The sequence below is a fragment of the Nostoc sp. genome (assembly GCF_036917095.1).
In the GTDB taxonomy this organism is placed as follows: domain Bacteria; phylum Cyanobacteriota; class Cyanobacteriia; order Cyanobacteriales; family Nostocaceae; genus Nostoc.
The window spans coordinates 291,961-317,360 of record NZ_JBALFH010000044.1 but is presented as its reverse complement, the minus strand read 5'-3'; the positions used below and the strand labels follow the sequence as shown (position 1 = coordinate 317,360).

Annotated in this window: 21 protein-coding genes and 1 tRNA gene; 14 read left to right on the top strand and 8 right to left on the bottom strand. The window is 41.1% G+C overall.

The genetic code is table 11. The features are described from left to right. The first annotated feature begins 195 nt into the window (after positions 1-195). Positions 196-3,411 carry a hypothetical protein gene (locus tag V7L01_RS25885; RefSeq protein WP_335039848.1) on the top strand — a complete coding sequence of 1,072 codons (3,216 nt, stop codon included), beginning with the start codon at positions 196-198 and terminating at the stop codon, positions 3,409-3,411. A 227-nt stretch (positions 3,412-3,638) separates the two neighbouring features. Here V7L01_RS25885 and V7L01_RS25880 read toward each other — a convergent pair whose 3' ends face one another. Beyond that, a complete protein-coding gene (locus V7L01_RS25880; RefSeq protein WP_335039845.1) occupies positions 3,639-4,070 on the bottom strand; it encodes a hypothetical protein in 432 nt (143 codons plus the stop codon). A 666-nt stretch (positions 4,071-4,736) separates the two neighbouring features. Next, positions 4,737-5,150, bottom strand: a complete 414-nt coding sequence (locus tag V7L01_RS25875; protein WP_335039842.1) for a hypothetical protein — start codon at positions 5,148-5,150, stop codon at positions 4,737-4,739. 1,125 nt (positions 5,151-6,275) lie between these two features. Here V7L01_RS25875 and ppk1 point away from each other — a divergent pair. After that, positions 6,276-8,456, top strand: a complete 2,181-nt coding sequence (gene ppk1, locus V7L01_RS25870; protein ID WP_335039840.1) for a polyphosphate kinase 1 — start codon at positions 6,276-6,278, stop codon at positions 8,454-8,456. 192 nt (positions 8,457-8,648) lie between these two features. After that, positions 8,649-9,050 (top strand): response regulator, encoded by a 402-nt coding sequence (locus V7L01_RS25865; RefSeq protein ID WP_335039838.1) that lies wholly within the window; start codon positions 8,649-8,651, stop codon positions 9,048-9,050. A 145-nt stretch (positions 9,051-9,195) separates the two neighbouring features. Here the strand turns inward: V7L01_RS25865 and V7L01_RS25860 are convergent, their stop codons facing one another. Then, positions 9,196-9,369, bottom strand: a complete 174-nt coding sequence (locus V7L01_RS25860; RefSeq protein ID WP_335039836.1) for a hypothetical protein — start codon at positions 9,367-9,369, stop codon at positions 9,196-9,198. Between the two features lie 344 nt (positions 9,370-9,713). On the opposite strand from V7L01_RS25860, the gene V7L01_RS25855 reads away from it, so the two are divergent. Continuing rightward, a complete protein-coding gene (locus V7L01_RS25855) occupies positions 9,714-10,283 on the top strand; it encodes a DUF2854 domain-containing protein (RefSeq protein WP_335039834.1) in 570 nt (189 codons plus the stop codon). Positions 10,284-10,670: 387 nt separating this feature from the next. Here the strand turns inward: V7L01_RS25855 and V7L01_RS25850 are convergent, their stop codons facing one another. Further along, on the bottom strand, positions 10,671-10,931 hold the full coding sequence (locus V7L01_RS25850; RefSeq protein ID WP_335039831.1) for a chlororespiratory reduction protein 7: 261 nt from the start codon (positions 10,929-10,931) through the stop codon (positions 10,671-10,673). A gap of 602 nt (positions 10,932-11,533) precedes the next feature. On the opposite strand from V7L01_RS25850, the gene V7L01_RS25845 reads away from it, so the two are divergent. From V7L01_RS25845 to V7L01_RS25835, 3 genes are read left to right on the top strand one after another with little or no spacing between them, the layout of a single operon-like run. Further along, the gene (locus tag V7L01_RS25845) at positions 11,534-11,734 is read left to right on the top strand and encodes a hypothetical protein (RefSeq protein ID WP_335039828.1); all 201 of its coding nucleotides are present in this window, start codon (positions 11,534-11,536) and stop codon (positions 11,732-11,734) included. Beyond that, a complete protein-coding gene (locus tag V7L01_RS25840; RefSeq protein WP_335039826.1) occupies positions 11,722-12,747 on the top strand; it encodes a PleD family two-component system response regulator in 1,026 nt (341 codons plus the stop codon). Before V7L01_RS25845 ends, V7L01_RS25840 begins: the two co-directional genes overlap by 13 nt. A 48-nt stretch (positions 12,748-12,795) precedes the next feature. Further along, on the top strand, positions 12,796-13,053 hold the full coding sequence (locus tag V7L01_RS25835; RefSeq protein WP_335039824.1) for a hypothetical protein: 258 nt from the start codon (positions 12,796-12,798) through the stop codon (positions 13,051-13,053). 17 nt (positions 13,054-13,070) lie between these two features. Here V7L01_RS25835 and V7L01_RS25830 read toward each other — a convergent pair whose 3' ends face one another. Continuing rightward, a complete protein-coding gene (locus V7L01_RS25830; protein WP_335039821.1) occupies positions 13,071-14,276 on the bottom strand; it encodes a histidine kinase in 1,206 nt (401 codons plus the stop codon). 1,622 nt (positions 14,277-15,898) lie between these two features. On the opposite strand from V7L01_RS25830, the gene V7L01_RS25825 reads away from it, so the two are divergent. From V7L01_RS25825 to V7L01_RS25805, 5 genes are all read left to right on the top strand, one after another. Beyond that, positions 15,899-17,290 (top strand): S-layer homology domain-containing protein, encoded by a 1,392-nt coding sequence (locus tag V7L01_RS25825; protein WP_335039818.1) that lies wholly within the window; start codon positions 15,899-15,901, stop codon positions 17,288-17,290. Between the two features lie 589 nt (positions 17,291-17,879). Beyond that, positions 17,880-18,920: an SGNH/GDSL hydrolase family protein gene (locus V7L01_RS25820; RefSeq protein ID WP_335039816.1), complete on the top strand. Its 1,041-nt coding sequence runs from the start codon at positions 17,880-17,882 to the stop codon at positions 18,918-18,920. Positions 18,921-18,933: 13 nt separating this feature from the next. Further along, positions 18,934-19,977: a M42 family metallopeptidase gene (locus V7L01_RS25815; RefSeq protein WP_335040826.1), complete on the top strand. Its 1,044-nt coding sequence runs from the start codon at positions 18,934-18,936 to the stop codon at positions 19,975-19,977. A gap of 280 nt (positions 19,978-20,257) precedes the next feature. Further along, a complete protein-coding gene (locus V7L01_RS25810) occupies positions 20,258-20,755 on the top strand; it encodes a hypothetical protein (protein WP_335039815.1) in 498 nt (165 codons plus the stop codon). 126 nt (positions 20,756-20,881) lie between these two features. Continuing rightward, positions 20,882-21,319, top strand: coding sequence for a hypothetical protein (locus V7L01_RS25805; RefSeq protein WP_335039813.1), 438 nt, complete (start codon positions 20,882-20,884; stop codon positions 21,317-21,319). Between the two features lie 279 nt (positions 21,320-21,598). On the opposite strand, the gene V7L01_RS25800 is transcribed toward V7L01_RS25805, so the two are convergent. Further along, positions 21,599-21,670, bottom strand: a tRNA-Thr gene (locus V7L01_RS25800). A gap of 33 nt (positions 21,671-21,703) precedes the next feature. Between V7L01_RS25800 and V7L01_RS25795 the strand changes: the two genes are divergently transcribed. After that, on the top strand, positions 21,704-21,997 hold the full coding sequence (locus tag V7L01_RS25795; protein ID WP_335039811.1) for a DUF3493 domain-containing protein: 294 nt from the start codon (positions 21,704-21,706) through the stop codon (positions 21,995-21,997). Between the two features lie 447 nt (positions 21,998-22,444). Here the strand turns inward: V7L01_RS25795 and V7L01_RS25790 are convergent, their stop codons facing one another. Next, entirely contained in the window at positions 22,445-24,136 is a 1,692-nt protein-coding gene (locus V7L01_RS25790) for a DUF1565 domain-containing protein (RefSeq protein ID WP_335039809.1), read from the bottom strand. Positions 24,137-24,562: 426 nt separating this feature from the next. Here V7L01_RS25790 and V7L01_RS25785 point away from each other — a divergent pair, with 426 nt between their 5' ends. Then, on the top strand, positions 24,563-25,117 hold the full coding sequence (locus V7L01_RS25785; protein ID WP_335039807.1) for an alpha/beta hydrolase: 555 nt from the start codon (positions 24,563-24,565) through the stop codon (positions 25,115-25,117). On the opposite strand, the gene V7L01_RS25780 is transcribed toward V7L01_RS25785, so the two are convergent. Beyond that, on the bottom strand, positions 25,114-25,311 hold the full coding sequence (locus tag V7L01_RS25780; RefSeq protein ID WP_335039805.1) for a hypothetical protein: 198 nt from the start codon (positions 25,309-25,311) through the stop codon (positions 25,114-25,116). The genes V7L01_RS25785 and V7L01_RS25780 overlap by 4 nt on opposite strands. Positions 25,312-25,400: the final 89 nt, after the last annotated feature.

Genomic DNA, 25,400 nt, shown 5'->3' with positions numbered 1-25,400 from the left:
AATAAAAAAGAGTTAAAAAAATGAATTAATCACTGAAATTTAATAATTAAAAAGTGTTTTTTAGCTAAGTAACCTGTAAATTTTTCTTCAGAAAATTGAGTTTGTAGTAATTTTTTCATTGAATCTACCAAACAGCATATTTCTATTGTGGAAACCTGTAAAATTTCAAATCGAAAATTTGTAAAAATCTCACTAATGAGATTTAATAAAAATCTCAAAATTATTGTAAGTTACTTTTTATCTTCAACAATTTTGTTCAAAATAATATTAGTTCAATTTTCTGCGATCGCATTCGATTTTGATGGCAGAAATAATATTAATTTTAACAATATAAATAATGTACATACTAGCAAAAAAAGTTTGCTCAACCCGAATTCAGTAGATAACTTACAAAATAAAGCTTTATTAAATCAAACCTTAAAAGATACTAACTCTAACTTACAAAAAATAAAACAATTATCCGAATTAGACACAATTCATATCATCGGAGAGAATTATGCAAATGCTAGTGTTCAGAGTTTGCCCAAGCTGGATGGACTAGATAACTTACAAAGCAAAACTCTATTAAAGCAAAGTTTAAAAGATGCTAACTCTCACTTAAAAAAAACCAACCACTTAACCGAACTCACCGCAATTGATGTAATCAGACAAAATCATGTAAATCTTAGTGATAATAGTTCTTTAAAGTCGGATAAACTAGATAAATCGCGAAGCAAAACTCTATTAAAGGAAACTTCAAATGGTACTAACTCTAACTTACATAAAACCAAAAAATTATCCGAATTCACTATAGCTGATATTATCCCAATTGAACAGTATAAAGTAGAACCTCCCAAGCCTCCCGATCAAGGTGAAGAAGAGACTAAACCAAATCCAACTCAACCAAATCCAACTAAACCATCAACACAACAAATACTAATAGAAAAACTACGCCGTTCAAAAAAGCAACAACAAGTAAAACAAAAACAAATCATCCTTGATGCCCTTACATTTAGTGCCAATAAGTATCCTTGGATTGTTAACCCAACAGATAACCTTACTTTTTCCACGGAGTTATTTAAGCCAAATGATGATGAAAATTATATAGATACGGATATAAGTATAAGATTTTCTGGAGACAATCAGATTATTAATAAACTTACCTATGCTAAATTTCCAAAAGCTGACCAATTTTATTGGGTTCTCGATAATAATAGAGTAGTAGTTGAAACTAAAGGGAATCAAGTAGGTATCCTCTACCAAGGAAGAGAAACTAATACTTATATCACCCAAAATGTTACCTCACAGCAGGCATTTTGGGGATTGCAAACTCTGTTCGCTATACCTACAGATTTTCAGAATTTATTTGGAGACGTTGATACTCAGGATTTTTCCATAACCTCAATAGCAGGACAACTAGTAAATCCTGAAGGGATACCTGCTGGCAGAGTTATCATTAATAGTGCAATTGACGCAAACGATCCTAATGTCACAGTCCTAAGAAATCCTATACCAAATATTGGTAGTGGCTCGACTTTGAGTGTTAACGGTGGACAAGCTTTATTTCAAGCTTTAGATGCTGTCAATGCCCCTAAAATTTTGCAAGGCTTTCCAACGACGAATATACAGCCTTTACTAGATGATGGAAATGTCAAACTCAAGATAGGCGAAATCATTCCTAATAGTGCCCTAGAAGCCACCGGTATCTCCTGGGGAAATATCTTGACAGGAGAAGGTTTTGGTTTTAATGCTCCTATCTCTTCTTTACCAGGTATTAAGATTGCTCAACTTGGCAAATTTGATAACTATGATTTATTAAATGTAGCAGTCAATCCTTTTCTTTCTCAACCTCAGAAAGACTTTCATTATTTTAACTCTTTAATGTGGTTATCTTTAGGGAGAAGACAACCTGAATTTCAGACACTCTCTCAAACTCAAGAAAGTTCTGATTGGCACAGATTGTATGTTAGCCATCCTCATAATCGCAGTTTAATTCAATACGATCCAGTGGCAGTTAAAGCTACTTACTCTAATATTTTTTCTGCTCCTGGATTATCAATAACAGGTAAATTCAGCGATACTAGCATCGATGCTATCCAATCAGTGAACTCTACATTAGGTTTGCTATTAGGTGGAGTCTTTGAAGCTATTAAAATTGAGAATATTCAACAAGGTTTAGAAGAAGCAAAAGAAAAATTTAAGAAAGGAGAAAGTTTTTCTCCTTTAAATACATCTGCGACGCCTGAACAAAGAAGACAAATCAATAACAGGCTAAATCGTACCTTATCTTACGCTAATACAGGTAGTGGACTAGAGCAAGTATCTGGAACTTACACACTTCCGAGCCAAGTCACCCCTAAGAATTCCAGCATCTTGCAAGTAAGAACGGGAAACCACAAACGAGCAGTCCAGTTTCTTGAAAGAAATATTTCTATTTTAAATGAAGGCAATACATTTTTTTCCGATCTCAATCTTTCTAATGAGAAATTTGGCCCTCTAACTTATATTGGAATCCCAATTCCTTTAAATGATACTTCCATTAATCCTGTTAATGAATCTTCCGCTGTAGAAGTAATTTTGACCAGTTCCCAAGGGCAACAATTTGTACAGCAATTTAATTCAGAAGATACTACGATAGTACCACTCCAAGTACGAGCTGCGGATTTAGCATTCGATTACATGGAACTCACTAGAGTTGACAAAATAGGTGTTAGTTTTAATAACTTTAACGGTTATCTATCTTTACCAACAGTTGAATTGTTAGCCGCAGGTACTTCTGGGAATTTTAACTATACTGCCAATTTAGGCACGTGGTTTAATGTAGATGCCAACTCGGCACCAGGGGTTTCCAATAATAATTTAGGAATAGAAGAACCAACTATAGGTATCTATAGTAATCTACTTGTCAACTATATTAAAACTGATGTGCGCTTAAATTCAGCCAAAAAGCCTGTAGCTGTTAACACTCATGTACCGTACTTGAGAGTTAACTGGAATAGCGCCTCTAATAAAAATAATCCTTTTTCAACTTTTTTAAGTTATTTATATCAGCATCAAGAAAGAAATTTTGGTTTTTCCTTAGCTCCTAGTATTGCTTATATTGAACAGAATAGTAATGGAGAGTTTTTAGGTCTTTTTAATGGAGAATTTGGTACTAGTCATGGTTTGAATTTGAAGACAAACTTAGAGCTAGGCAAAGAATTTTTCTATGAATTTCAGGGTTTACAAAAAGTCAGCAGAAATATTTCTGCTGGTATTTATCTAAAAAATTACAGTGTTAATAATTTGGGTTTGAGCAGCCGAGTTTCTGGCTTCAATTATGGACTCATTCTGAGACATAATTTCCCCGATAATAGTGTGTTTATAGAAACTCAAATTGGTACAGGCGAGAATGGATTCGACCTCAAGCTTCAAGGAGGTTATCGATTCTGATGATATTAATGTAACGCCACCCAAGTTTTTAGGCACTGTCAATTAAAAAATATCCAATTTTGTAGTGGTCTAATAAGGCTCAATCGATCCAATAGAAAAATTAACCAATCGGGTGTGTTATAGCGTTAGGCTAACACACCCTACCACTACCACTGTTACAAAAATGTGGAAGCTCCCAGACTTTTCAAAGAAGTTGGGAAGTAAACCTTTCGATTGGGAAAATCAGTCTAATCTAAAGCACCTAAGCTATTAGTACCACCAACTGCTCGGATTAGAGTTGTTGTATCTTCAATGGAAACACTATTATTTGGCGAAATTGTTAGTGCATCAATCAATGAGTTTGGGCTAGAGAGTGTAGTAGTTTTAACTACTCCTGGGGTTATAGTCAGACTAGTGATGGTTTCATCATTTCCACCTGCTATGCCTCCAAAAGTTGGTGCAATTGTGATGCCTCCGCTATAATCCGAGCCAGAAGGTAAAATTAACTCCCCAGTCACACTGAGAAAACTACCAGAAGGTCTAATCAGAGTAACAGCACCACGAGCACTGGCTTGCTGTGCATTTGCTGGCGTGGCTAGAAAATTTCCCACACTCGCTATACCTAATAAGCAGATAGTTCCCCGAAGAAGTATAGATAATTTATTAGAAAAATTATTCATGTTTTATAAACCCCTCATGTTTTTCGTCTTAAGCTCGTTCCCAAATTTTGCTTGGCATTGCAGAATATGCATCGCCCAGTAGAAGTAGAGAAAGAACCTTTTTTCTTGCTTTTATTTTTTCAGTGTAGAAAAATATAAAACCTTTGTTGTGAGGGGTTTTGTTAAAGATGGACATTTTGAGGCTTCGTATTTTTACGCAAGCTCTCTACTCATTATTCAGTGAGAGTTTCAGGGTTTATATTGATATCATTAGAGTTATGTAAAGGCATTATAAGGAGCCTTTTCAGTAGGGACACATAGATGTGCATTGATGTTAACTTAAGTCCCAGCGAATAGAATTCGCGGCTACACAAACGAAGTCCGTCCTCGGTGACTAAGGAAAAATTAAGGCTTTGAACCTACGGAGGTGGATAAACCCTCGTGTAGACACGGTTTCTAACTGTCCTTTTAACGTTAGATTGACACCAATGACAGCTATACGCCCCTACGAAAGACCCATACAACAAGATTCCCGACTTTTTTAAGAAGCCGGGAATCTGAGCCACAAAATAAATATAGGGAACAGATATAGCATTGCTATTTCTCCTCCCTACGATCTATTAATTTATTCAACTGTTGCGTCAGTTGTTAAAAATTTTGTAAGTACTTACGAGGCAAAAATTAAATCTACTCTAGACCACCACCAGCACCAGCTGCTCTGACAAGGGCTGCTAAGTCTTCAACATTTGTAAAACTACCAGCAGCAATCTGTGCTGCAATAGCTGCTGAAATTGTGGTGGGAGGTGTGGTTGAAGATGTTCCAGTTGTTGGGGTTAATGTGAGGCCTGTGGCAACTTCTTGGTTTGTACCCATATCAGCACCACCATTAACAACAACATCTAGTGCGGTAAAGTCTGTACCCGGAGCAGCAACTAACTCAGCACTGATGCTGAGAGAAGAACCTGATGGTCTAACTATTGTAACCGCACCCCGAGCAGAAGCTTGCCCTTGATCTGCACTTGCTGGCGCAGCCAGGATATTACCAACGCCAACCAAACCCAACAAGCAGATGCTTCCTTTAACGATCGCAGAAATTTTCATGATTAACAAACTCCTCGTGTTGTTTCTCTTTGTGTTTTCAATATAACCATTGCTACACAAAACTATATCAGTAATAATACTTAATTTTAAAAATATTGGCGGTCAGAATTTAAAAAAAATCATAAACGCAATTGCTAGTGCGGATCTGAGCAACAGCAGCAATAACCTAAGAAAAGTAAATATTTGGCGATGCTTTTTTCTTCTTAATGCCTGTATTAAATTTGTGGCAATGCTTACCAGATTCCAGATTTTGGAAAACCAACTCTATAAAGCACCTAAGGTAAAGCTTTAGACCGCTTATAATCCTATAACCTCTGTAAAATCCACTTAATAATTAGTGACACTTTTTTGGAAAAGCTCATGTCATATCTTTGCTAAATCTTAAGTGCATCTTCATGGGTAATATGCTGTGGGCAACGATTTCAATCCCCAGACTTATTGCGGTTCTCATATGGATGCAATATTTTGTAGGGACGCACAACTGTACGCCCATATCATATTCCACGCAGTTGAAAACGGCTATAAAATCTATTTATAGGTCAATAGGGTTGGTGTAGTGATATTTTTCCCCGGAAGATCCGCCCAACCCGCGCCACTCGCTCCACTTGGGGAGACCCCAAGACTGCGTTGGCTCCCATTAAAAAGGCTTGCTCTAATTCCCTCCTTTTTAATGAAGGTTAGAGAGGATTAGCTTTAGCGCAAGCGTATTAAGTTATGGGTTGGCTAGAGTGTTTCTCTGAAAGAGACGCTACGCGATGGTGCAAAGCATCCGCTAGAGGCGATGTCTACGTAAAACCAAAAAATTTCTTAGTTAATGTTGCCTTTCGTGCCTACCGAGTTTATTTTTTAGTCTTGAACTGAAGTTATTTAGATACAAATAGATTTTTGATTTAAGCGTTATGGCGTTTCTCAATTGAGTCCAGTACAGACCTAACCCCCAGCCCGTGAGATTCAAAGCTTCTCTCCTTTTAAGAGACAAGTTTAGATGTCTGTCCCTTACAAGTAGTGAGCTAGAGAATCAGTACAACCAAAAATGGCCTCAGCGTTATGCTCAAGCACCATTTAACTTACTATGTTTATTGTCCCCCAGCTAAATGGGCTACTTCTGCCTGCCCTTAGGTCATTATGGCAAAATCTAAGAAAAGCGCTACACCCATCAATCTCAGCGATCCACAATATTATCTTAACCGAGAGTTAAGCTGGCTAGAATTTAATGGCAGGGTATTACATGAAGCCTGTGACGATCGCACGCCTCTTCTGGAACGCCTGAAGTTTTTGGGAATATTCAACTCTAATTTGGATGAGTTTTTCATGGTGCGGGTTGCTGGTTTAAAGCAACAAGTAGAGGCGAAAGTTAGCCTGTTAACTTCCGATGGTCGGACACCACAACAACAGTTAGACGATATTCGGTCTACCCTCATTCCCCAGGTAAAAAAACAGCACCAGCATTTTGAGCAAGTACTTCGACCCTTATTAGCAAATCACGGCATCCATATTCTGGATTACATAGATTTGAATCTAAAACAGCGGACTCATCTCAACAGTTATTTTGAGGAACAAGTCTTTCCAGTGTTGACTCCTCTGGCTGTTGACCCCAGTCATCCTTTTCCTTTTATTTCTAATCTCAGTCTGAATTTGGCTGTTGTGGTCAAAAACCCAGACACCGAAGAAGAATTCTTTGCCAGAGTCAAAGTCCCCAGCGTTCTCCCACGATTTTTACCGATACCGCCGGAGTTGGGAGATCAGAATAGCGACAAACCTGCCCACTGGACTGGAGTACCTTTAGAACAAGCGATCGCTCATAACTTGGAATCTCTATTTCCAGGGATGAACATTCAAGAATATCATCCGTTCCGCATTACCCGTGATGCCGATTTGGTTTTAGAAGAAGATGAAGCAGATGATTTGTTGTTAGCGATCGAGCAGGAATTGCGAAAACGGCGACTGGGTGGGAGTCCAGTGCGGCTAGAAATTCAATCCCAGACACCTGAAATAGTGCGATCGCGATTATTGCATGATTTGGAATTAACAGAAAGCGATCTTTACGAAGTAGACGGTCTTTTGGGCCTGCGAGATTTGATGTATTTTATGGCCTTGCCATTGCCGGAACTCAAAGATCCACCCCGCCAATCTGTTGTACCATCACGCCTGCAAAGGCTCAGAGAACCAAGTTTAGACCCAGATGCGCTGGAGACGGATGAAGGAAAAGACTTTTTTGCTGTGATTCGGGAAAAGGATTTGCTAGTACACCATCCCTATCAATCCTTTTCGGCTACAGTGGTGCGCTTTATCACTCATGCCGCCTACGATCAGAATGTGTTAGCCATCAAGATGACCCTTTACCGGACTTCTGGCGACTCGCCCATAGTTAACGCCTTAATTGCCGCTGCCGAAAATGGCAAACAGGTTTCCGTGCTGGTGGAATTAAAGGCGCGATTTGATGAGGAAAATAATATTTACTGGGCAAAACGACTAGAAAGGGTGGGCGTTCATGTTGTCTATGGTTTAGTAGGGCTGAAAACCCACAGTAAAACCGTCATGGTGGTAAGGCGGGAAAAAGACCGGATACGCCGCTACGTGCATATTGGCACTGGTAACTATAACCCGAAAACGGCACGGCTATATACAGATTTGGGATTGTTCAGCTGCCGTGAAGAATTAGGTGCTGACATCACAGATTTATTTAATTTCTTGACAGGCTACTCACGACAAAAGTCTTATCGAGAGTTACTGGTTGCGCCTGTGAATATGCGCGATCGCTTTTTGGCACTAATTCGCCGCGAAATCGAAAATGTTCAAAATGGATTTTCTGGACGCATTGTTGCGAAAATGAATTCTCTAGTCGATCCAGAAATTATTGCCACTTTATATGAAGCTTCCCGCGCCGGAGTACAAATAGACTTAATTATCAGAGGCGTTTGCTGTTTGCGTCCTGGACTCAAAGACATCAGTGAAAACATTCGCATAATCAGCATTGTCGGTCGCTTTTTAGAACACTCTCGGATTTATTATTTTCATAACAATACACAGGAGGAAATCTATATCGGCAGTGCCGACTGGATGCGCCGCAACCTAGATCGCCGAGTAGAAGTAATTACCCCAGTGAAAGACCCTGATATTGCTAAAGATTTGCAAGAAATTATGGGAATTATGCTCGCAGATAATCGCCAAGCTTGGGAATTACAAGCCGATGGCACTTACATTCAACGGCGTCCCTATGATGATTCTCCAGAAGCTAATTCACAAAAAATCCTCATGAATATGGCATTACGCTCAACTGGTGTAGCCTCAAACCTGATTGATTAAAAAATAAGTGACTTCTACCTTGACAACTAGCTAAACTTAGCTATTTTTAGAAAACTTGAATTTTTTGAGAAGTTATCTAAGTTGTTTGTCATGGGTTGACACAAGTTATTCAACCATTGGATAGAGTGAGTACTGGCATTTGTCCCCATAAACTAGAGAGGCTGTTCTGAAATAATTTTGTCTTTCCCCTGAATGTTAATGTTATCCTGTGAGCTTTCTACCTTGCGTGTTCTAGTAGTTGATGACCACGAACTGACTCGTTTAACCTTACAATTAGTTTTTTCTTGCCAGGAAAATATTCAAGTAGTAGGTTTAGCCAGTAATGGTGAAGAAGCTATAGAAATGGTAAAACGTTGCCATCCTGACGTGATTGTTCTAGATTTACAAATGCCAGTTATGGATGGCTGGAGTGCGTCTAGTCACATTAAAGCTATATCTCCCAACACCCAGATCCTTGCTTACTCCTCAGTGGAAGATGTAAATTTTCAGGGGACAAAGGCAATGTCTAGCTTTGATGACGTTTGCAAGAAAGATGTACCAACAAGCGAGCTTATTGCCTTAGTTAGGCAGTTAGGTCAGCGTGCAGGAGGATGATTCAGTTGCAGGATAAATCATACAGCTATGTTGCTGAAGCAATTCAGGCTTAGTTAAATTTTGGGGATTTGAGGACATGATACTACTGAGAAGCGTCGGTTTAGCCTGAAGTTGACGGCTAAACCGACGCAATTTGTAATAATTTTTACTCTACCGGAATGGTGCGTCTAAATTCATCAATTAATTCATCCAGTTCTTCCAAAGCCTGATTTACGTCAACTCTTAAAGTTCCCAGGTTTGGTTGTTCCAATAGGCTTAACAGGTACTCGCGTTTACTTTCAACTGCGGCAATTCGTTCTTTTATAGTCTGTAGCTCCATTATTTTTTTCCTATCTTTAACTACCTTTAAATTTAAACTTAACTCAAAATCCAACATTCTGGGACATTTTACGTCCTTAGTAGTCCACTACACTAACTTTCCTTCTTTAGAAACTCTCCGTGTCTCTCGTACCCCTACTCCTCAGCTAGCAAGAGCGCCTCTGATAGGAGAAGTTCTAAACTAAGGAAGCCAGAAGCTCCTAACTTTTGGTTGTGCCAGTCTTAACGTGGCAATTTTGAGTTGGTTGAATAGTACCAGATAGGGACGATGTTCTTCCCTAATTTGTTACTCATAGCCGATGATAATAAAACTGAGGTATTCAGACTTTATATTAATTTAAACTCATGCTACGCAAAATCTCTTTGGGAACACTCGGTTTAACTATCGGCAGTATATTAACCCTCATGGGCTTTGTCGCCTATGGTGTTAATAATGCCACGCTCAATCTTGTCGGATTTTTTTATGGGATTCCTCTATTGTTAGGAGGGCTGGCGCTGAAAGCTAATGAACTTAAGCCAGTGCCCTTTACCCAAACTACTTCACCCTCAGCATTGATATTGCGGGAACAGCAAGCAACTGAGACTCAAAATAAAATTCGCAAAGACATCACCCGATATTGTTACGGTCAAGATGCTCATCTAGATACAACGCTTTCTTTTCTGGGTTTGAGTCCCTCAGACCAGGAACGACCAACAGTCATAGGGTTGCGAGAAACAGAAGTGAATGGGAGCTATGCCTTAATTTTAGAATTTGATTCACCGCTAATACCAATTGATGTGTGGCAAAAAAAGCAGGAAAAAATGACCAACTATTTTGGCCCTGGATTAGAGATTCAAATAACGCAGCCATCTGAAAATACCATTGAGCTAGCGCTGATCAATACTCAGAAAGAGTCACTAGTCACTAGTCAATAGTCAAGAACAAGCCGCGCTAACCGACATCTCGCCGATAACTTAAGTTCTGGACTAATAGCTTCTGTCCACCAAGCGTGGATTTAAATTTTCAGTTTCACAGAAGATAGCCATATACATCGCTTAAAATTTTGCATTGAATCCTCTTGAAAGAACTTTAGCTATGGGCCCCAGGAATTTATTTTAAGGCGGGATGACAACGAAGCGGAAGATTTAAAAGATGTTGGTAATGACAAGGTTTTTAAGGATAGGATTTCCCCGCTGCTCCCTTTGAAGTTGAAAAGTGATGCTCCTGCGTCGCTAACGGATAGCGAACATCGGAAGCATCCGCTCAGATAACCTCTGGGCTTCTTCGTTAACTCCTTTTCCTCTTAACCAGTGATTAAGAACTTACTTTTCTAAACGAACTGCATACCACTGTAAATATTGCCCAGGATCGATATCTAATTCGCAACTGGTGTCAAGTAAATATTGTGCTTGAGCTTCCACACTATCAAGCTTTTGCAAGTCAGGTGGCAAATCTTGAACCATGATTTGCTGGAGAGTTGTTTTGAGCTTTTCTAATAATTCTGATGGTGTCAGAAATTGTTCTGGTTGATTTGTTTCTAGAACAACAAAGTGATCTTGCTGATACATTAATGGGTCTGGCATTTTAAAGATTTAGTGAACGTAGATATTTTTTTTGTAAGTATTTCTGGTTGTTTGTGTAACCAAAAAGATAACGGTTTTATGTGCTGCCTATGAAGTAATTATAGGATTTAGTTGTTTAAAACAAAGGTTAATCTTAATTTAGTATATCTATATTGAGCTAATAAATTGCTGTTTTTCATAAGTAACAATCTATTTTTTGATTGAACTAAATATACTGAATCTAATTAAATAAGAACTTTTACTTAATTTATTAACCCAGGAACGCTGGAAAATAAAGCTTTGCGCCAAGTTTACTTTTAAATTTATGTAATTATACTAAACCTTCGCAACCCTTACCGAATAGACTAAATGAATTTAAGTAAAGTGAGATTAGGATTTAGTATTAGCTATGTTCTAAGTGGACTTTGGCAATAGTTTTGCCCTGTCTCACTAGGTTTCTAAACTAACTACAGAACTAAATAATTAAGGCGTGCATTTGTAATTCTCGAAAAGATGGCAATTTGACTTTAACAATGGGGAAATATAAAAGTAACATTTCCTCCCATAACCATAGCCGAACAAAAAGGTAACAATTGCCTTCGTGTTCCAATTATAGATTGTCTATGCAACTTAGTTATCTACCGCTTACTTGGCTCAAGAATATTGAGCAGTCTATTGTCAAAAAACAGTTGATTGTAAAGCCAGACACACCTTTGCCGCAAATCCTGGCATTGATGAAAAGAGCGATCGCCCCCATGCAATTGGGTTGCATAGCCTTTTTCAGGATAGTCTCGCAACTGGAAGGCAACTCATGTCAGGCATAAGCCCATTTACTGTTTCTAAGCAACCACCACTGATTTTAGTGGCTGATGATGACAAGACCATCCGAGTATTGTTGCGTAAAGCTATGGAACAAGAAGGTTATCGAGTGGTCGAGGTCAATGATGGTAAGCAATGTTTAGATGCTTACGAGACTATCAAACCAGATATAGTTTTGCTAGATGCTGTAATGCCTGTGATGGATGGCTTTACCTGCTGTAAGCACTTGCTCCAGATTGCCAGGAATAATTTAATCTCAGCCCTTGCCACCTTTGATACTGACTCGGCCCTTAACAATACTGTCATCTCCAAGATATGGGAGCGCACTCCCATATTGATGATTACATGCTTGGACGATGAGGAATCCGTAAACCGTGCTTTTGAAGCAGGGGCGACTGATTACGTCACCAAGCCAATTCACTGGCCTGTATTGCGCCAGCGCTTGCGCCGACTACTACAGCAAGCGCAAGTATACAAACAATTAGAAGCGGCAAACCAAGCTTTGCAGCACCTCGCCAATGTAGATGGCTTAACTGAGTTGGCTAATCGTCGCCGCTTTGACGATTATCTCAATACTCAGTGGATTAATCTGGCACAAGAGGAATCTCCCTTGTCAATGATTTTGTGTGATATCGACTTTTTTAAATTTTATAACGATAGATATGGCCATCCTGCTGGGGATGTCTGTTTGCAAAAGGTGGGTGCTGTCTTAACCCTTAAGGCACAAAAACATCAGGATTTAGTAGCGCGTTATGGTGGCGAAGAATTTGCTGTGATTATGCCATACACCCCTGCATCTGGCGCAGTTCACGTTGCCGCAGCGATACAAGCGGGAGTCAAAGATTTGCAAATTATTCATGATGGATCTGTGGTGAGTCAGCATGTCACCCTCAGTATGGGCGTGGCGACTGTTGTCCCGACTTGGGAATCTTCACCTTCAGATTTGATTGTGCTGGCAGATAAAGCACTCTACCAAGCAAAGGCCGGGGGGCGCGATCGCTTTATCTCAAGTTCTTAATTGTCATTAGTTATTAGTCATTTGTCATTTGTAAATGACTAATAACTAATGACGCGACTTGCTTCTTGTGTCGCAGACAAGCCTCTCGTAGAGAAGGGAAGGAGAAGACCTCGCTGGCTCCCCAATGCCCAATACCGAATGGCACTAAGAAAAGGTAAAATCGTTGAGGCAGCAGGGGTGCAGAGGAGCGGAGGAGCAGGGGAGAAAGAAAAAATTTTAGGCATTGCGTTCAGATATTTAGAAATTCCCCCCTGCACCCCTGCCCCTCTGCAATCCTTACGCCGCCTACCCTTCAGCTTAACTTAGTGCCATTCGCCCAATACCTAAGAAGGATAAACTGGAAGTGTGAAGTGGAAGCATGCTCCGTTCTTAGGGGCAGAGTCCACCCAAATTTGGCCATAATGTGCCAGGATGATGCGTTGGCATAAACAAAGACCAATGCCGTAACCTTCTGTACCTTCATCCCGTTGCAGGCGGAAGTGGTTTTCAAAGATGCGATCGCGATTCTCTACAGGAATACCAGGCCCAGTATCGCCAATACTAAACTGAACTTTTTGGGTAGTGCGGTGTAATCCGGCAATGCTAATCTTGCCACCTTCGGGGGTGTATTTGATGGCATTATCCAACAGATTCACAAGCACTTGACGGATGCGTTCTGGGTCAGCATATACGTATGGCAAGTCACTGGGAATATCCGTTTCTACCTCTTGGGATTTGGCTGTGTAGCGATCGCACAATTCTTCCAGTACTTCTAGGCAGAGTTTACCTATCTGTACCTTTTGCGGTAAAATCGGGATCTCTGTATCTTTGCCACGACCTACTTGCAAAAGGTCGGTAATCATCCGATCGATGATCTTAGTTTGATTGCGGGCTTGTTTTAATAAATGCGCCGTCAAGGATGGTTTGAGGCGCTGGAATTGCCCTGTTTCTAAATTGTAATTAGATTGAAGAGTTTCGATGGCGATCGCGGCAGCAGTTAGCGGATTGCGGAGATCGTGCGCCAGCATAGCAATCACCCGATCTTTAAACTGTAGCTGCTCTTGAAGGTTATCTTTTTCCTGTTTCAAGCGAAAAATTTCGTCTGAGAGTCGGATTAGTTCAGCAGAAACAGCAACCGAACGGATAGTGGATATGGGTGACGTTGCTTTGGCATTGTCGTCTATACGTTCTTGTAAGTCTTCCTGTACTTTTAAGTAAGCGTCTACAGCGGCTTGCCAGCGAGGCCACCAGTTTTTCAATTGCGCTATTATATTACTCCCAGCCAGAACCTGTCGTGGTTCCGGATGGATTTTGATTAAAGCTGGCGTTGCTATCAATTTAAAGTGTTCTGCTAAGTAAGGTTGTTGTCCAACATCGATAGTTTGAAGTTCAAAACTATACTCAGCCTGCAATTCTTTTAAATAAGCACGTATTCGCTGCACCTGTTGCCGGGACTTTGGGCGTCCATCGACAAACAGTAACAGCTGGAGTTGAGCCTCAGAATAAATAGGCTGATCCTGGGAAACTTGCATGTAATCGTGTTTCAGCACTGGTAACAACCCGGTGACGCTTTACAGAAAGTAAAATGGACTGACGGTTGTCGATGGTCTTTGTTTTCTCTTCAATTTAATATCTATTTTAGATTTTCATCCTCTATCAGTTCTGCGTTTTTGACATTAGACATATTTTTTTCAGCCTTTTGCCCCTTTTTGGCTAACTTCATCTCAAGAAACACCCAAGTCCCTTGAATATAAGTCTTAATTTGCCCGGAAACAAAATTTTCGCCAGAGGCAGCAGGTGAAAATTTTAATAGGATGTCAAATCGGCTAGTGCAGCATCATGTCGATTCGAGTACTCGCTTTGAACAAGCGATGTCTACGACGGGCTACGCCTACGCCCAAGCAAACGCAGATGCTAATTGTATCTAATCTATCAGCAAGCTGTTAACTGTTCAGACAAACTTTGTAGAGGATTTTCTCAACCGCCAGTGCATCCGATGGAGTGTCTTTTTTGCCTCTACCCAATCATTAGTAGGATTGGGTAAACAGTTATAGTTAACTACGTACTGCCTCTATGACTTGCCAAGCGCAGCCTGTATCCAGCTGTCGTAAAATAACCGCCGCCCTATCCGAGAAGAACAGGGGATGGGTTGCTTGAGGGAAAGCTTTGGATAACATAGAGGCGATGCCTACGGCGGTAAACTAAGCACTTTTAGAGGAAGCACTTACTGTTTTCGAGGCTGCCAAGAAACTCTTGACTACAGCACAAGTAGCACTTTCCCCAGAAAATCAACTTTAGAGATACTAGGGAAACTGCTGCGACACTTGATTGCTTTGCCTATGACCCCAGTCGCCAAGAATAACAAACTTACGCTAAGTTCCTGGAATTGCTTAACACTGGCATTTTTCACCTATTGCCTTATTCAGCTTACCATCGTCAGATGAATAATCTCCAGAATCCATTGTAAGCCAGCGTTAGCGAACTTTATCCATTCCCCTCTTTGGGTGAGGCTAAGGGGGGCTTTAGTTCTAGTCTATCACTTCAGTTGCTTGGCGTAGGCAATGCCTGCCGTAGGCATCGCATTACAACTAGTGCATCTGGAAGAAGATTAAAGCTTTTGCTAGCTACACTCTTCTTTGGTGAGTTAACAATCAGTTATCGGTGCCAACTGAATATTTCTACAACTCTCTAAAAAATTGATTCTCAATCTAGGAGTCTGCCACATTAATGTTGATTAGTTCGTAGTGGGTGGCTCTAGCTCCCCTAACCTGTCATAATTCCTGTGATTTGAGAGAGCCAAAATCATAAAACTCCTATTTAGCAAGTATTTCAGGTTTATTTGGTTTTTTTTTCCAAAAATGTTAGTTTTCCAAAATTTTAGGGAACTCTATAAATAAGCATGGGAATAAAACCTAATGGCTGTAAAACAAAGACAACACGGTAGCAAAAGCTACCGTTTACTAATTTTTTGAGATATTATCTTCACCAATAGAGACATTTACGAAGAAGACGCCGTGAGCCGGTAGTGTCTTTTGGCGATAGAAGAGGCAGAGGAACAGAGGAGACATTCGATTCTTTCCTAACTTCTCTGGTTTTTATTTCCTAATCCCCAATCCCATTTAATGAACAGTCTGCGCTAGGGTAAGAATTGAAACTCAATTTGTGATTTCCTGTGCTTCCCTGTAAACGTCCAGCTGTATTTCTAATTTGGGCTGTTCTACTGACTTCATTAACAGCCTGTGCTAACAGTCCAGTCGCCAAAAACCTTGAAGAATCTTTGGCGGCAGATCCGAAGCTGCAAGGCAATCCAGTTGTCTTTGGAGAATCTCAGGGTAACCAACCGCAAGCACAGCAAAATGAATCAACAGTTCAGTTACCACCTGATTTCCCCAAAGATATCCCCCTATATTCCAATGCCAAACTACAGGAAGTTACACCTGCTAGCGGCTCAGAAAACAGAGTCTCAACTCGTTGGTTGAGTTCTGACCCCAGCAACTTTATTGCTAGCTTTTATAGTAGCCAGTTTCAAACAAATAACTGGCAGATTTTGCAACAGCCAACAGATGATGCGGGAGGTGCTTTTGAGGCACGTCGTAACGATTTGCTGTTGAAGGTTTCCATTCAGCCTAAATCAGTTACTAACGCGACACCTAATCAACCCCAAACAGCCACTGAATTATTGATTGATTACGTACCGAATAGTATTGCAACGGCACAACCTACCCCAACTACAAATCCTAACCAAACTACTAACGCCGTTCCTCAACCAGGAAATTCCCAGTTCATTGGCCCGGTACCACCTGCAAACTTGGCAGTACAGCCACCAAGCACGGCTAATAACCAAACAGTCTCTACAGCGACACCGGAATCTCAGGAATTCAACGATCTAAATAAGGCACCGCAAGAATGGCGGCAACATATCCAAGATTTGGCTGCATTAGGTGTTTTGTCTTTAGAACCAAAGACAGCCAAGAGCAATACTACCACTAGTAACCAATTTGAACCCAGTAAAATCATCACACATCGAGAATACGCCCGTTGGCTAATTGCTGCTAACAATGCCATATATGCCAGCAATCCAGCCAAACAAATTCGCTTGGCATCAGAAAGTACTCAACCAGTTTTTAGTGATGTGTCCGTAAAAGACCCTGATTTTCCAGTAATTCAGGGATTAGCCGAAGCTGGGTTAATTCCCAGTCCTTTGTCTGGAGATTCTACAGTAGTTTTGTTTCGTCCTGATGCACCGCTAACGCGGGAACAGTTGCTGCTGTGGAAATTACCCCTAGATACTCGTCAAGCTTTACCCTCTGCTAACTTGGATACAGTTAAACAAACCTGGGGTTTCCAAGACGCAGCGCGAATTGACCCCAAGGCTTTAAGAGCTGTGTTGGCTGATTACCAGAACGGCGAGCAATCGAATATTCGGCGGGTGTTTGGTTATACGACTCTGTTTCAACCTAAAAAACCAGTAACTCGTGCTGAGGCTGCTACAGCTTTGTGGTACTTCGGCAGTCAGGGTGAGGGTGTATCGGCTGCTGAGGCTTTGAAATTAAAGCGAAGTTAATAATAATTTGTAATTCGTAATGGGGATAAAGACAAGAGCCACAAGACTTGCCACAACTCGACTGAGCGCTGGCGGAACGTTTTGTTAGTTGTTTTTGACTTAAACCCCCAGAATTAGTTAGGGGGCTTCCAACTAAAAAAATATCCCATCCCTGCGGGACGCTACGCGTAGCAATATCCCCAAAGGGGTACGCATTTAAGGCAGGGAATAGGGGGGAGGAATAGTCATGTTGAGTCCAGAAATTGGGATAATTTATTTTTTGGAGTTCCCTAGAGCAATGTCTAGGATGGTTTGCTCTATTATGTTGTGGTTAGTCCCTATTAGCATAAAAGTGGGCGATTTCTACCTTTAGCATGTAAATTTTGCCATTTCTTTGTAATATAGCTATTTTTTATCAATAAAGTGTAAATCTAAGTATTTTCAGCGTTTTTACCTGTGTTTGATGAACTTTTGAGCCATAGTTAAGTGAAATAACGTAAATTAACTCAATAGGTGTACTTAGTTTTGAAGTAAGTCAAAAGACAAGTTGTCATACTATGGTCCTTTGATTACTTTTAAAGAAATTAAAAATACCACAGGTAAAACGAAGATGAAAAAACAAGCTATAGCCGCAGGATTTGTTCTATTTTCTTTCATGTTGCCGACCAAAGCCTCGGCTGTGAGTTTCGATCGGCTTTATGTATTTGGCGATAGTCTTTCCGATACAGGCAATATATACAATGCTAGTGGGCAAACATACCCTCTAAGCCCACCTTACTTTGAAGGACGTTTTTCCAATGGGCCGCTCTGGGTAGATTATCTCGGAGAGCGGTTAGGGTTAAAGCCTACTTTATTGACTACTATTGCTTCCACACCTCCTACTCAAGGGATAAACTTTGCTTTCGGTGGTGCTAGCTCTGGTTTAGATAACGCTATCCTTCCAAACCAAAATTTACCAGGAGTGCTCAAACAAGTCCTTGGTTTTGCGGGAACTCTGCAAGCAAATAATCAAACTGCCGACCCAAATGCACTTTATACATTGTGGGGAGGTGCTAATGATTTCTTTTTTCTTAACCCCGAAGACTCGACAACGCCAATCAGTAATATATCCCTGGCGTTGAATACTCTGGTAGGAGTCGGGGCAAAAAATATTTTGGTGTTTAACTTGCCAGATTTGGGACAGCTACCAGCAGCTAAAATCGATAATCGCAACCCTACAACCCTTAGCAAATCAACTAATGAGTTTAACTCAGGTTTAGCAACAGCTGTCAGCGCTTTGAGCCAAAACCCAAATCTCAACATCATCTCGGTTGATACTAATTCTTTATTTAATCAGGCAAGCGCATTGGGTTTTACGAATGTAACCGAGTCTTGTCTATCTAGGCTAGATATATGTGACCCAGCCAACAACAAGTTTCTCGTCTGGGACGGTTTCCACCCAACGACCGCTGCTCATAAGGTGATAGCAGACACTGCACTGGCGGCGATTGAGGCTAAGTCTGTTCCCGAACCCGCGATAAACTTGGGGATTTTAGCCTTTGGTGCTTTTGGTGCAGTAGGAGTGCTGAAGCGTCAACAAAAAAGGTCAGCACTTGTATCAGCAGGTCGGGTTTTTGATGCACAATTGTCTCATACAACAGTTGAAAACTGAACTAACTGTATTGATGTGGGATTACGATCGCTTATTTCAAATTATTGAAGAATTAATCATGCACCATTCCCCTAGTGGTGCAGAAGCTGAGATTAACCAATTGTTGATGAAACGATTTGCCGCGCTGGGTGTAAAAGTCTGGTGCGATCGCGCCGATAATATTATTGCGAAAATTCCGGGGAAAATTCCAGATCGAGCGATCGCTATCACCGCACACAAAGACGAAATTGGCGCAATTGTCAAGAATATCGGTGATGAAGGTCGTGTCAAAGTCAGCAAACTCGGCGGTTCTTTCCCGTGGGTTTACGGCGAAGGCGTTGTCGATTTACTCGGAGATAACGAAACCATTAACGGTATTCTCAGCTTTGGTTCCCGCCATGTTTCTCACGAATCGCCCCAGAAAGTGCAGCAGGAAGATACTACTGTTAAGTGGGAAAATGCCTGGATTGAAACGAAGCTCACATCTGCTGAATTGGAAGCAGCTGGCATTCGACCTGGAACTAGAATGGTAATCGGCAAACATCGCAAGCATCCAATTCGGTTAAAGGATCATATTGCTGGTTACACCTTGGATAACAAAGCCTCTGTGGCGATTTTGCTAGCTTTAGCTGAAAACCTGAAACAGCCATCTGTTGATGTTTATCTGGTGGCTTCAGCTAAAGAAGAAGTGGGAGCAATTGGGGCGCTATTTTTCACTCAAAATCAGCGTTTGGATGCCTTGATTGCTTTAGAAATTTGTCCATTATCTGAGGAATATCCTGTTAAAGATGGGAAAAGTCCCGTACTTTTATCTCAAGATGCCTATGGAATATATGATGAGGGGTTAAATGGGCAATTGCGCCATAGTGCCAAGCAACTCGATATGCCAATCCAATTCACAACTCTCAGCGGATTTGGTAGTGATGCTTCAATTGCGATGAAATTTGGCCATGTTGGGCGTGCTGCTTGTTTGGCATTTCCTACCCAAAACACACATGGCTATGAAATTGCTCATTTAGGAGCGATCGCTAATTGTATCGATTTGTTAAAAACTTTCTGCGAAACTGAGTTTGAGTGATGTATCGAGGATTTGATTTGAAGGTGCGATCTCGTATATCAACCCAAAATAGCTAACATTACCAAATTCATAGTGTGTCATATTCTGCATCATCAGGGTTATGCCAGATTTTAAGCAGAACTGGTTCAGAAAGTTTTGCTGCTGCAAAGGTAAGACTATGGTCTGTATTTTGCTGAACCAAAGAATCAATAAAATCTTCAACTAGCGAAACTTCTTCAGGAGGTAGCTGGCGAATTTTTTTAAGTAACCTTTGCTCTCAATACGGTTCGGATAAGGTTTTTTGATAAAAGTTATAGATCGCAAAGACGCGATAAATCGCCGTCTTTACAATAATCAGTCCTTTGTAGAGACGGCGATTTATCGCGTCTCTTCCCTTAACCGAAGCGTATTGCGTGTAGCCCAACCCAGGCATCGCCCACTACCAGTTTCAGGTAAAAAGAGGATGGATGCGATGCCTACGGTGGGCTACGTCAACGCATTTATAGATTTGGCGATCGCAATTGTTATTTCGGGGTACGCAATTGTTATTTCGGGGTTCGCAATTGCTATTTCGGAGTTCGCAATTGTTATTTCGGGGTACGCAATTGCTATTTCGGGGTATGCAATTGCTATTTCGGAGTACGCAATTGCTATTTCGGGGTATGCAATTGCTATTTCGGAGTACGCAATTGCTATTTCGGAGTACGCAATTGCTATTTCGGAGTACGCATTTATTGATTTTGCGATTACTGTTGCTGATTGTACTTATTCTCAAACAACAAATCGATATGAAAAATGAGTAAAAACACAGGCAAAGTCGTAATTATTTCGTTGAACTTTTAAGGAAATAAATCCACAAAACTACCCATCTCAGGCAAAAAGATACTCCACTATCTTGAAAAAGGAATTAAAAAAAGGATATCTCATGTCTTTAAAAACTCGTGGTTCTGCTGCTATTGACAAAGCCCAACTTCGTCTCGCCTTGCTTAAATCTATTGATGAAAATCTGGATTTGGGACATGGGTTAACCATTGAAGCCTACAACCACTTAATCAACACTACCCGTGCGATGGTAGAAGCTAATAATACCCTGGTGTCCAATCTGGAAGAATCGCGTAAAACAGTAACCCAGATGGATAAAGCTCTCTCCGAAATGTCTGAACGAATGCTAAGTGGAGTTGCAACTGTCTACGGCAGAAACAGTATAGAGTATTCCAAGGCTGGCGGCTCCAATCGAAAACGAAGTAAACAATCTAGTTCAAAAGTTACTCCACTTGTAGCGGTTCTTACTACTCAACCTACTCAAGCTGCAATTGCCAATGCCTCAACTAACGGTAATGGCACAACTCCTTTGCTGCAATAATCCACACCTACTTAAACAAGAAACCAGATCCCCGACTTTTCTAAAAAGTCGGGGATCTTTTTGTCGCCAACATTTTGTTATGTCGAGGATGCGATCGCTCCCGAATTAGTAGTAAATACTTGAATTCCTGGCACTGTCGCATAATCACCATCATCAGTAATAATCTAGGTTTGATGACAATAATTTGTCACAACGACATCAATGTGTCACCGATCGTAGATAATTAGTCACTGTACGTGATTTGTGTCAAACTTGACTATTGAGCAATACTTTTATCAAAGCCGATGATGGGATTTGAACCCACGGCCTGCTGATTACGAATCAGCTGCTCTACCACTGAGCCACATCGGCGTACACAATCTAAGAGTATAACATGATTTAATCATGGTGGATCAAAATCGCAAAAATCGCCTTAACCCTGAACAATACGCCAGCCTCAAAGCAGAAATAGCCGCTCCTTATCGCGGCTTACGACAATTTTTCTACATCGCTTTCGCTGCTTCTGGCTCACTCGGTGCATTCGTCTTTTTCTTCCAAGTGCTTGCCGGACGCAATGTTGAGAGTGCTTTGCCTAATTTAGCTCTCCAAGTAGGAATAGTTGCTTTAATGATTTTTCTCTGGCGCTGGGAACAGCGTCGGCAACAACGCCCCCAATCAGGTAAAAATCCTAACTCCTGAAGAGAGAAATTTTAGCTAGTTAATTTTTGACTAAGTAGGTAGAGATAATTAAATATAAAATAAACTCATAGTTTGTAGTGAGCTATTTATCGCTCAGAGCAAGGATTATCAGGACTAAAGTCCTTACTACAAACAATAAATTTATTTCTGCCTAGATACTTACTTTCTTTGAATATATTTTTATATTCTTCAAATTTATTAATGCTTTGATGAATATTAAAATATCAAGAAAAGCAAGAATTTCTGAGAAAATAGAAATCATTGAAACGGGGTCAGCCAATATAAAGACCCTGACGATAAACCCAATAACATTCAAATGGGGTCAGCTATATTTAAAGACCCCATTTGAATGTTTAAAAACCTCCAAAATTAAGAAAACTCATATTAATTGGAAGCGTCAGATTAACAAATTATTAGTCTGGCGCTTCCAATTTGCTAACTAGGCATTTATTGGGCTGTTACCAAATAAGATGAAGGAATTGGTTGGGCACGTCCAGCATTGACGAGTGCCTGGTAAACAAAGGCAGCAACCTCGGCTCTAGTCGCCTGACGATTAGGATTGAGTTGCTTCACTGTGGGAAAGTTGATCACTAGTTGCCGTGCAGTTGCCGCAGCAACAGGAGCGATCGCATAATTAGGAATCTGGGCAGCATCGGTGTAAAAGGAAAGGACATTCTGATTACTCGCAGTTAAGCCCAAACCATTAGCTAAAGCGACTAACGCTTGCACTCTAGGAATTTGTTGCTGTGGCTTAAAAGTGCCATCGGGATAACCAGAAACAAATTCACTCTGGTAAGCAGATTGAATTGCAGCGTAAGCCCAAAAATTGCTTGCTACATCCTTAAATTGAATTGCTGCGCGTTTGGTTGGTGGTTTTAGGGCTTTAGTGACAATAGTGGCGAATTGAGCGCGGGTTACAGGATCGTTGGGTTTAAAGCTGCCATCAGGAAAGCCAGCAATAATATTTTGGGAGGCTAAAGCTTCGATGTAGGTTTTTGCCCAGTAACTTGCTGGCACATCTTTAAAGGCGACAGGCCCACCAGGTGGTACGTCAACAGTTGCGGCAACAAAATCTACTGAGCCGAAAATCTTTTTCTGATCGATATCGTTGCCAACAGCGACAATTTTACTGGTTTTAGTGGCGTTGTTCACATCATAACGAGTGTTATTGCGGATAAGATTGCCACCAGGACTTTCGTTGGTGCCAAGGTCGGGTGAAGCGTTGACAGTCGCTACTACTCCATCCCGCTTATTGTTTTGAATAACATTCTTACGCAATACGGGCTTCGCTGACTCTGAGATAAAAAGACCGTCTTGATTTTCGATAATTTGGTTTTCTACAATTAGGGGTGTGGAAGTGCCACCGATCGCTAGACCAAAACCAGTATCCTGAAATAAGTTATTCCGAATTTCTCCTTGGGCAGCTCTAGCAACTGAAATCCCATTCCCTTTGTTTTGCACAAAGAGATTACCTTCGATTCTGGGATTGCCTGTACCCGTGACAAAAACACCCTCTCTGACACTGTTAGTAAAAGTACTGTTTTTGATAGTGGGATTAGTTGACTCCACCCACACAGCCGTACCCCGGCTATTTGGGTTGGTGACGCTGACACCTGCGATCGTGGCATCTTGGTCGGCAAGGATGGTAATATCCTGTCTGGCAAAGGTGCGACTCGTGTAAAAACCTCCACCTGTAATCAATATCGCCTGGCCTTTAGTAGCTTCATCACCCCGCAGTGTCACCCCTGGTTTAAGCAATAGCGGGAAGCTTTCGCCACTTTCCTGGTTATAGTTTCCAGGTGCTAATTGAATCACTGCACCTGGTTGGGCTTGACTGAGAGCGAAACTGATGCTTTTGTAGGGTGCAGTTGACGTTGTACCAGCACCAGCCCGATCTATACCTGTTGCTGGATTAACGTAAATCGCTGCGGCAGTTGCAGGAGCTTGCGCTGTGAGAGTTGGGGCGACACCTTCTGAGTGAGTAGTACCAGCATTAACCTCACCCGGTAGTAGTATTGACCCACTAGAAACAACAAGCATTGCCGTTAGTCCGGCTCCCACGCGTAAAGTATAACTGAGATGAGTGCTAGAAAGAAGGCGAAAATTTTTCGCAGAAATGTGAAAACCCCAGTATTTCATTTTTTGAGTCTGTGATGTGCTGAATTACGGTATGTCGAACAAGGTTAAAAGTAGCAGCCTTGTAGCTGCTCTAAAACCCATGCAAAACTATACTGGATGATTAGCACTGATTCAGCTAAATTCCTTAGATACATCACAGAACTTATACATTAGTTATATTGTGTCATTCAGAAAATTCTGCTAGTACACTGTGGCGGAACTTTGCCTACCTTTAACCAGTTGCTCAGAGCTACTTGTCTTGTTAATTGAGATGGTAGCTGGATTTTTGCGGTAGGGGCTTTCGGGATAAGTCTCTCGCTGCCTTATCTGGGCGCTCATCCTGCCTTTGCTACGACTACTGAATGATTATTTTTAAAGCTAGATGCCGCAAGTAATTCTGCTGGAATACGATCGCAGGAAAAGCAAACCTATTGGAAATTGGGAGAAATGCGTTTTAAATTTTTCGAGCTGCGTCGCGCTTTAGTTTTAGTAACTAGTATCTGTTTTCTACTTTTATCCACTCCTGCCTTTGCTGCGGAACGAGTGGTACTCAAGTATGGTATCTTCCGTGAATCTCTTTCAGTGGGGGAGCTATCTACCTTTGCCCAAACAGGCGAACTTTCACGTTCGCTACGAGTTAATTTTGCTTTGGCGCGACAAGATCCCAAAGCCATTCGTCAGTATTTAACGCAACCAGTGAAGGTAAACCTTGTATTTTTAGATAGAGTGCTGAATAGCCGGATTGGTAATATTATTTTGGATCGAGTTAGTCAAGTTATTTTTACACCGTCTCAAAAAGCAGATCGGCAGGCTTTGCGAGCCGCTTTGGTACTTTCTGCGAGTCAAGACGCGCAGGTGTCGCTGATTGAAATTATTAAGAATTATCCTAGCAATGAAGTGGAAGTTGATGGCGTAGTTTACCGTCGTAGGCATCGCTTGGAGGGTGCATACCGTCAACTCCGCCGCTTGCAAACAAGCTTACAAAATTTACTCAATTTTTAGTAAGCTAAAGTTTCTAAAGTTTCCCTTAAATACCGTTGTACCTGCTGTTCCAAGCGAATTCCCTGTAATTGGACATCGCGTTCTAGTTGCCAGCGTTGAAAACCGGAACTAGTGGAGATCGCACATTTGAGGCTATGCCAAATTTCAGTATCAGCAGAAAATTGGCGATCGCTAGAAGCTGGAATTTGAGCCATAGTTCCTCATTCCTTTGTTTTAACTTCAACAGTCAATAGTCAAGGGTCAAGAGTTAGAAATCTATCATCCCGATCCCTTGCTGCTTATT

Excerpts from the sequence above, each read along its gene's own strand:
- V7L01_RS25885 (WP_335039848.1), top strand. The coding sequence starts at position 196 with ATGAGATTTAATAAAAATCTCAAAATTATTGTAAGTTACTTTTTATCT.
- V7L01_RS25880 (WP_335039845.1), bottom strand. The coding sequence starts at position 4,070 with ATGAATAATTTTTCTAATAAATTATCTATACTTCTTCGGGGAACTATC.
- V7L01_RS25875 (WP_335039842.1), bottom strand. The coding sequence starts at position 5,150 with ATGAAAATTTCTGCGATCGTTAAAGGAAGCATCTGCTTGTTGGGTTTG.
- ppk1 (WP_335039840.1), top strand. The coding sequence starts at position 6,276 with ATGGCAAAATCTAAGAAAAGCGCTACACCCATCAATCTCAGCGATCCA.
- V7L01_RS25865 (WP_335039838.1), top strand. The coding sequence starts at position 8,649 with ATGTTAATGTTATCCTGTGAGCTTTCTACCTTGCGTGTTCTAGTAGTT.
- V7L01_RS25860 (WP_335039836.1), bottom strand. The coding sequence starts at position 9,369 with ATGGAGCTACAGACTATAAAAGAACGAATTGCCGCAGTTGAAAGTAAA.
- V7L01_RS25855 (WP_335039834.1), top strand. The coding sequence starts at position 9,714 with ATGCTACGCAAAATCTCTTTGGGAACACTCGGTTTAACTATCGGCAGT.
- V7L01_RS25850 (WP_335039831.1), bottom strand. The coding sequence starts at position 10,931 with ATGCCAGACCCATTAATGTATCAGCAAGATCACTTTGTTGTTCTAGAA.
- V7L01_RS25845 (WP_335039828.1), top strand. The coding sequence starts at position 11,534 with ATGCAACTTAGTTATCTACCGCTTACTTGGCTCAAGAATATTGAGCAG.
- V7L01_RS25840 (WP_335039826.1), top strand. The coding sequence starts at position 11,722 with ATGTCAGGCATAAGCCCATTTACTGTTTCTAAGCAACCACCACTGATT.
- V7L01_RS25835 (WP_335039824.1), top strand. The coding sequence starts at position 12,796 with ATGACGCGACTTGCTTCTTGTGTCGCAGACAAGCCTCTCGTAGAGAAG.
- V7L01_RS25820 (WP_335039816.1), top strand. The coding sequence starts at position 17,880 with ATGAAAAAACAAGCTATAGCCGCAGGATTTGTTCTATTTTCTTTCATG.
- V7L01_RS25815 (WP_335040826.1), top strand. The coding sequence starts at position 18,934 with ATGTGGGATTACGATCGCTTATTTCAAATTATTGAAGAATTAATCATG.
- V7L01_RS25805 (WP_335039813.1), top strand. The coding sequence starts at position 20,882 with ATGTCTTTAAAAACTCGTGGTTCTGCTGCTATTGACAAAGCCCAACTT.
- V7L01_RS25795 (WP_335039811.1), top strand. The coding sequence starts at position 21,704 with ATGGTGGATCAAAATCGCAAAAATCGCCTTAACCCTGAACAATACGCC.
- V7L01_RS25790 (WP_335039809.1), bottom strand. The coding sequence starts at position 24,136 with ATGAAATACTGGGGTTTTCACATTTCTGCGAAAAATTTTCGCCTTCTT.
- V7L01_RS25785 (WP_335039807.1), top strand. The coding sequence starts at position 24,563 with ATGCGTTTTAAATTTTTCGAGCTGCGTCGCGCTTTAGTTTTAGTAACT.
- V7L01_RS25780 (WP_335039805.1), bottom strand. The coding sequence starts at position 25,311 with ATGGCTCAAATTCCAGCTTCTAGCGATCGCCAATTTTCTGCTGATACT.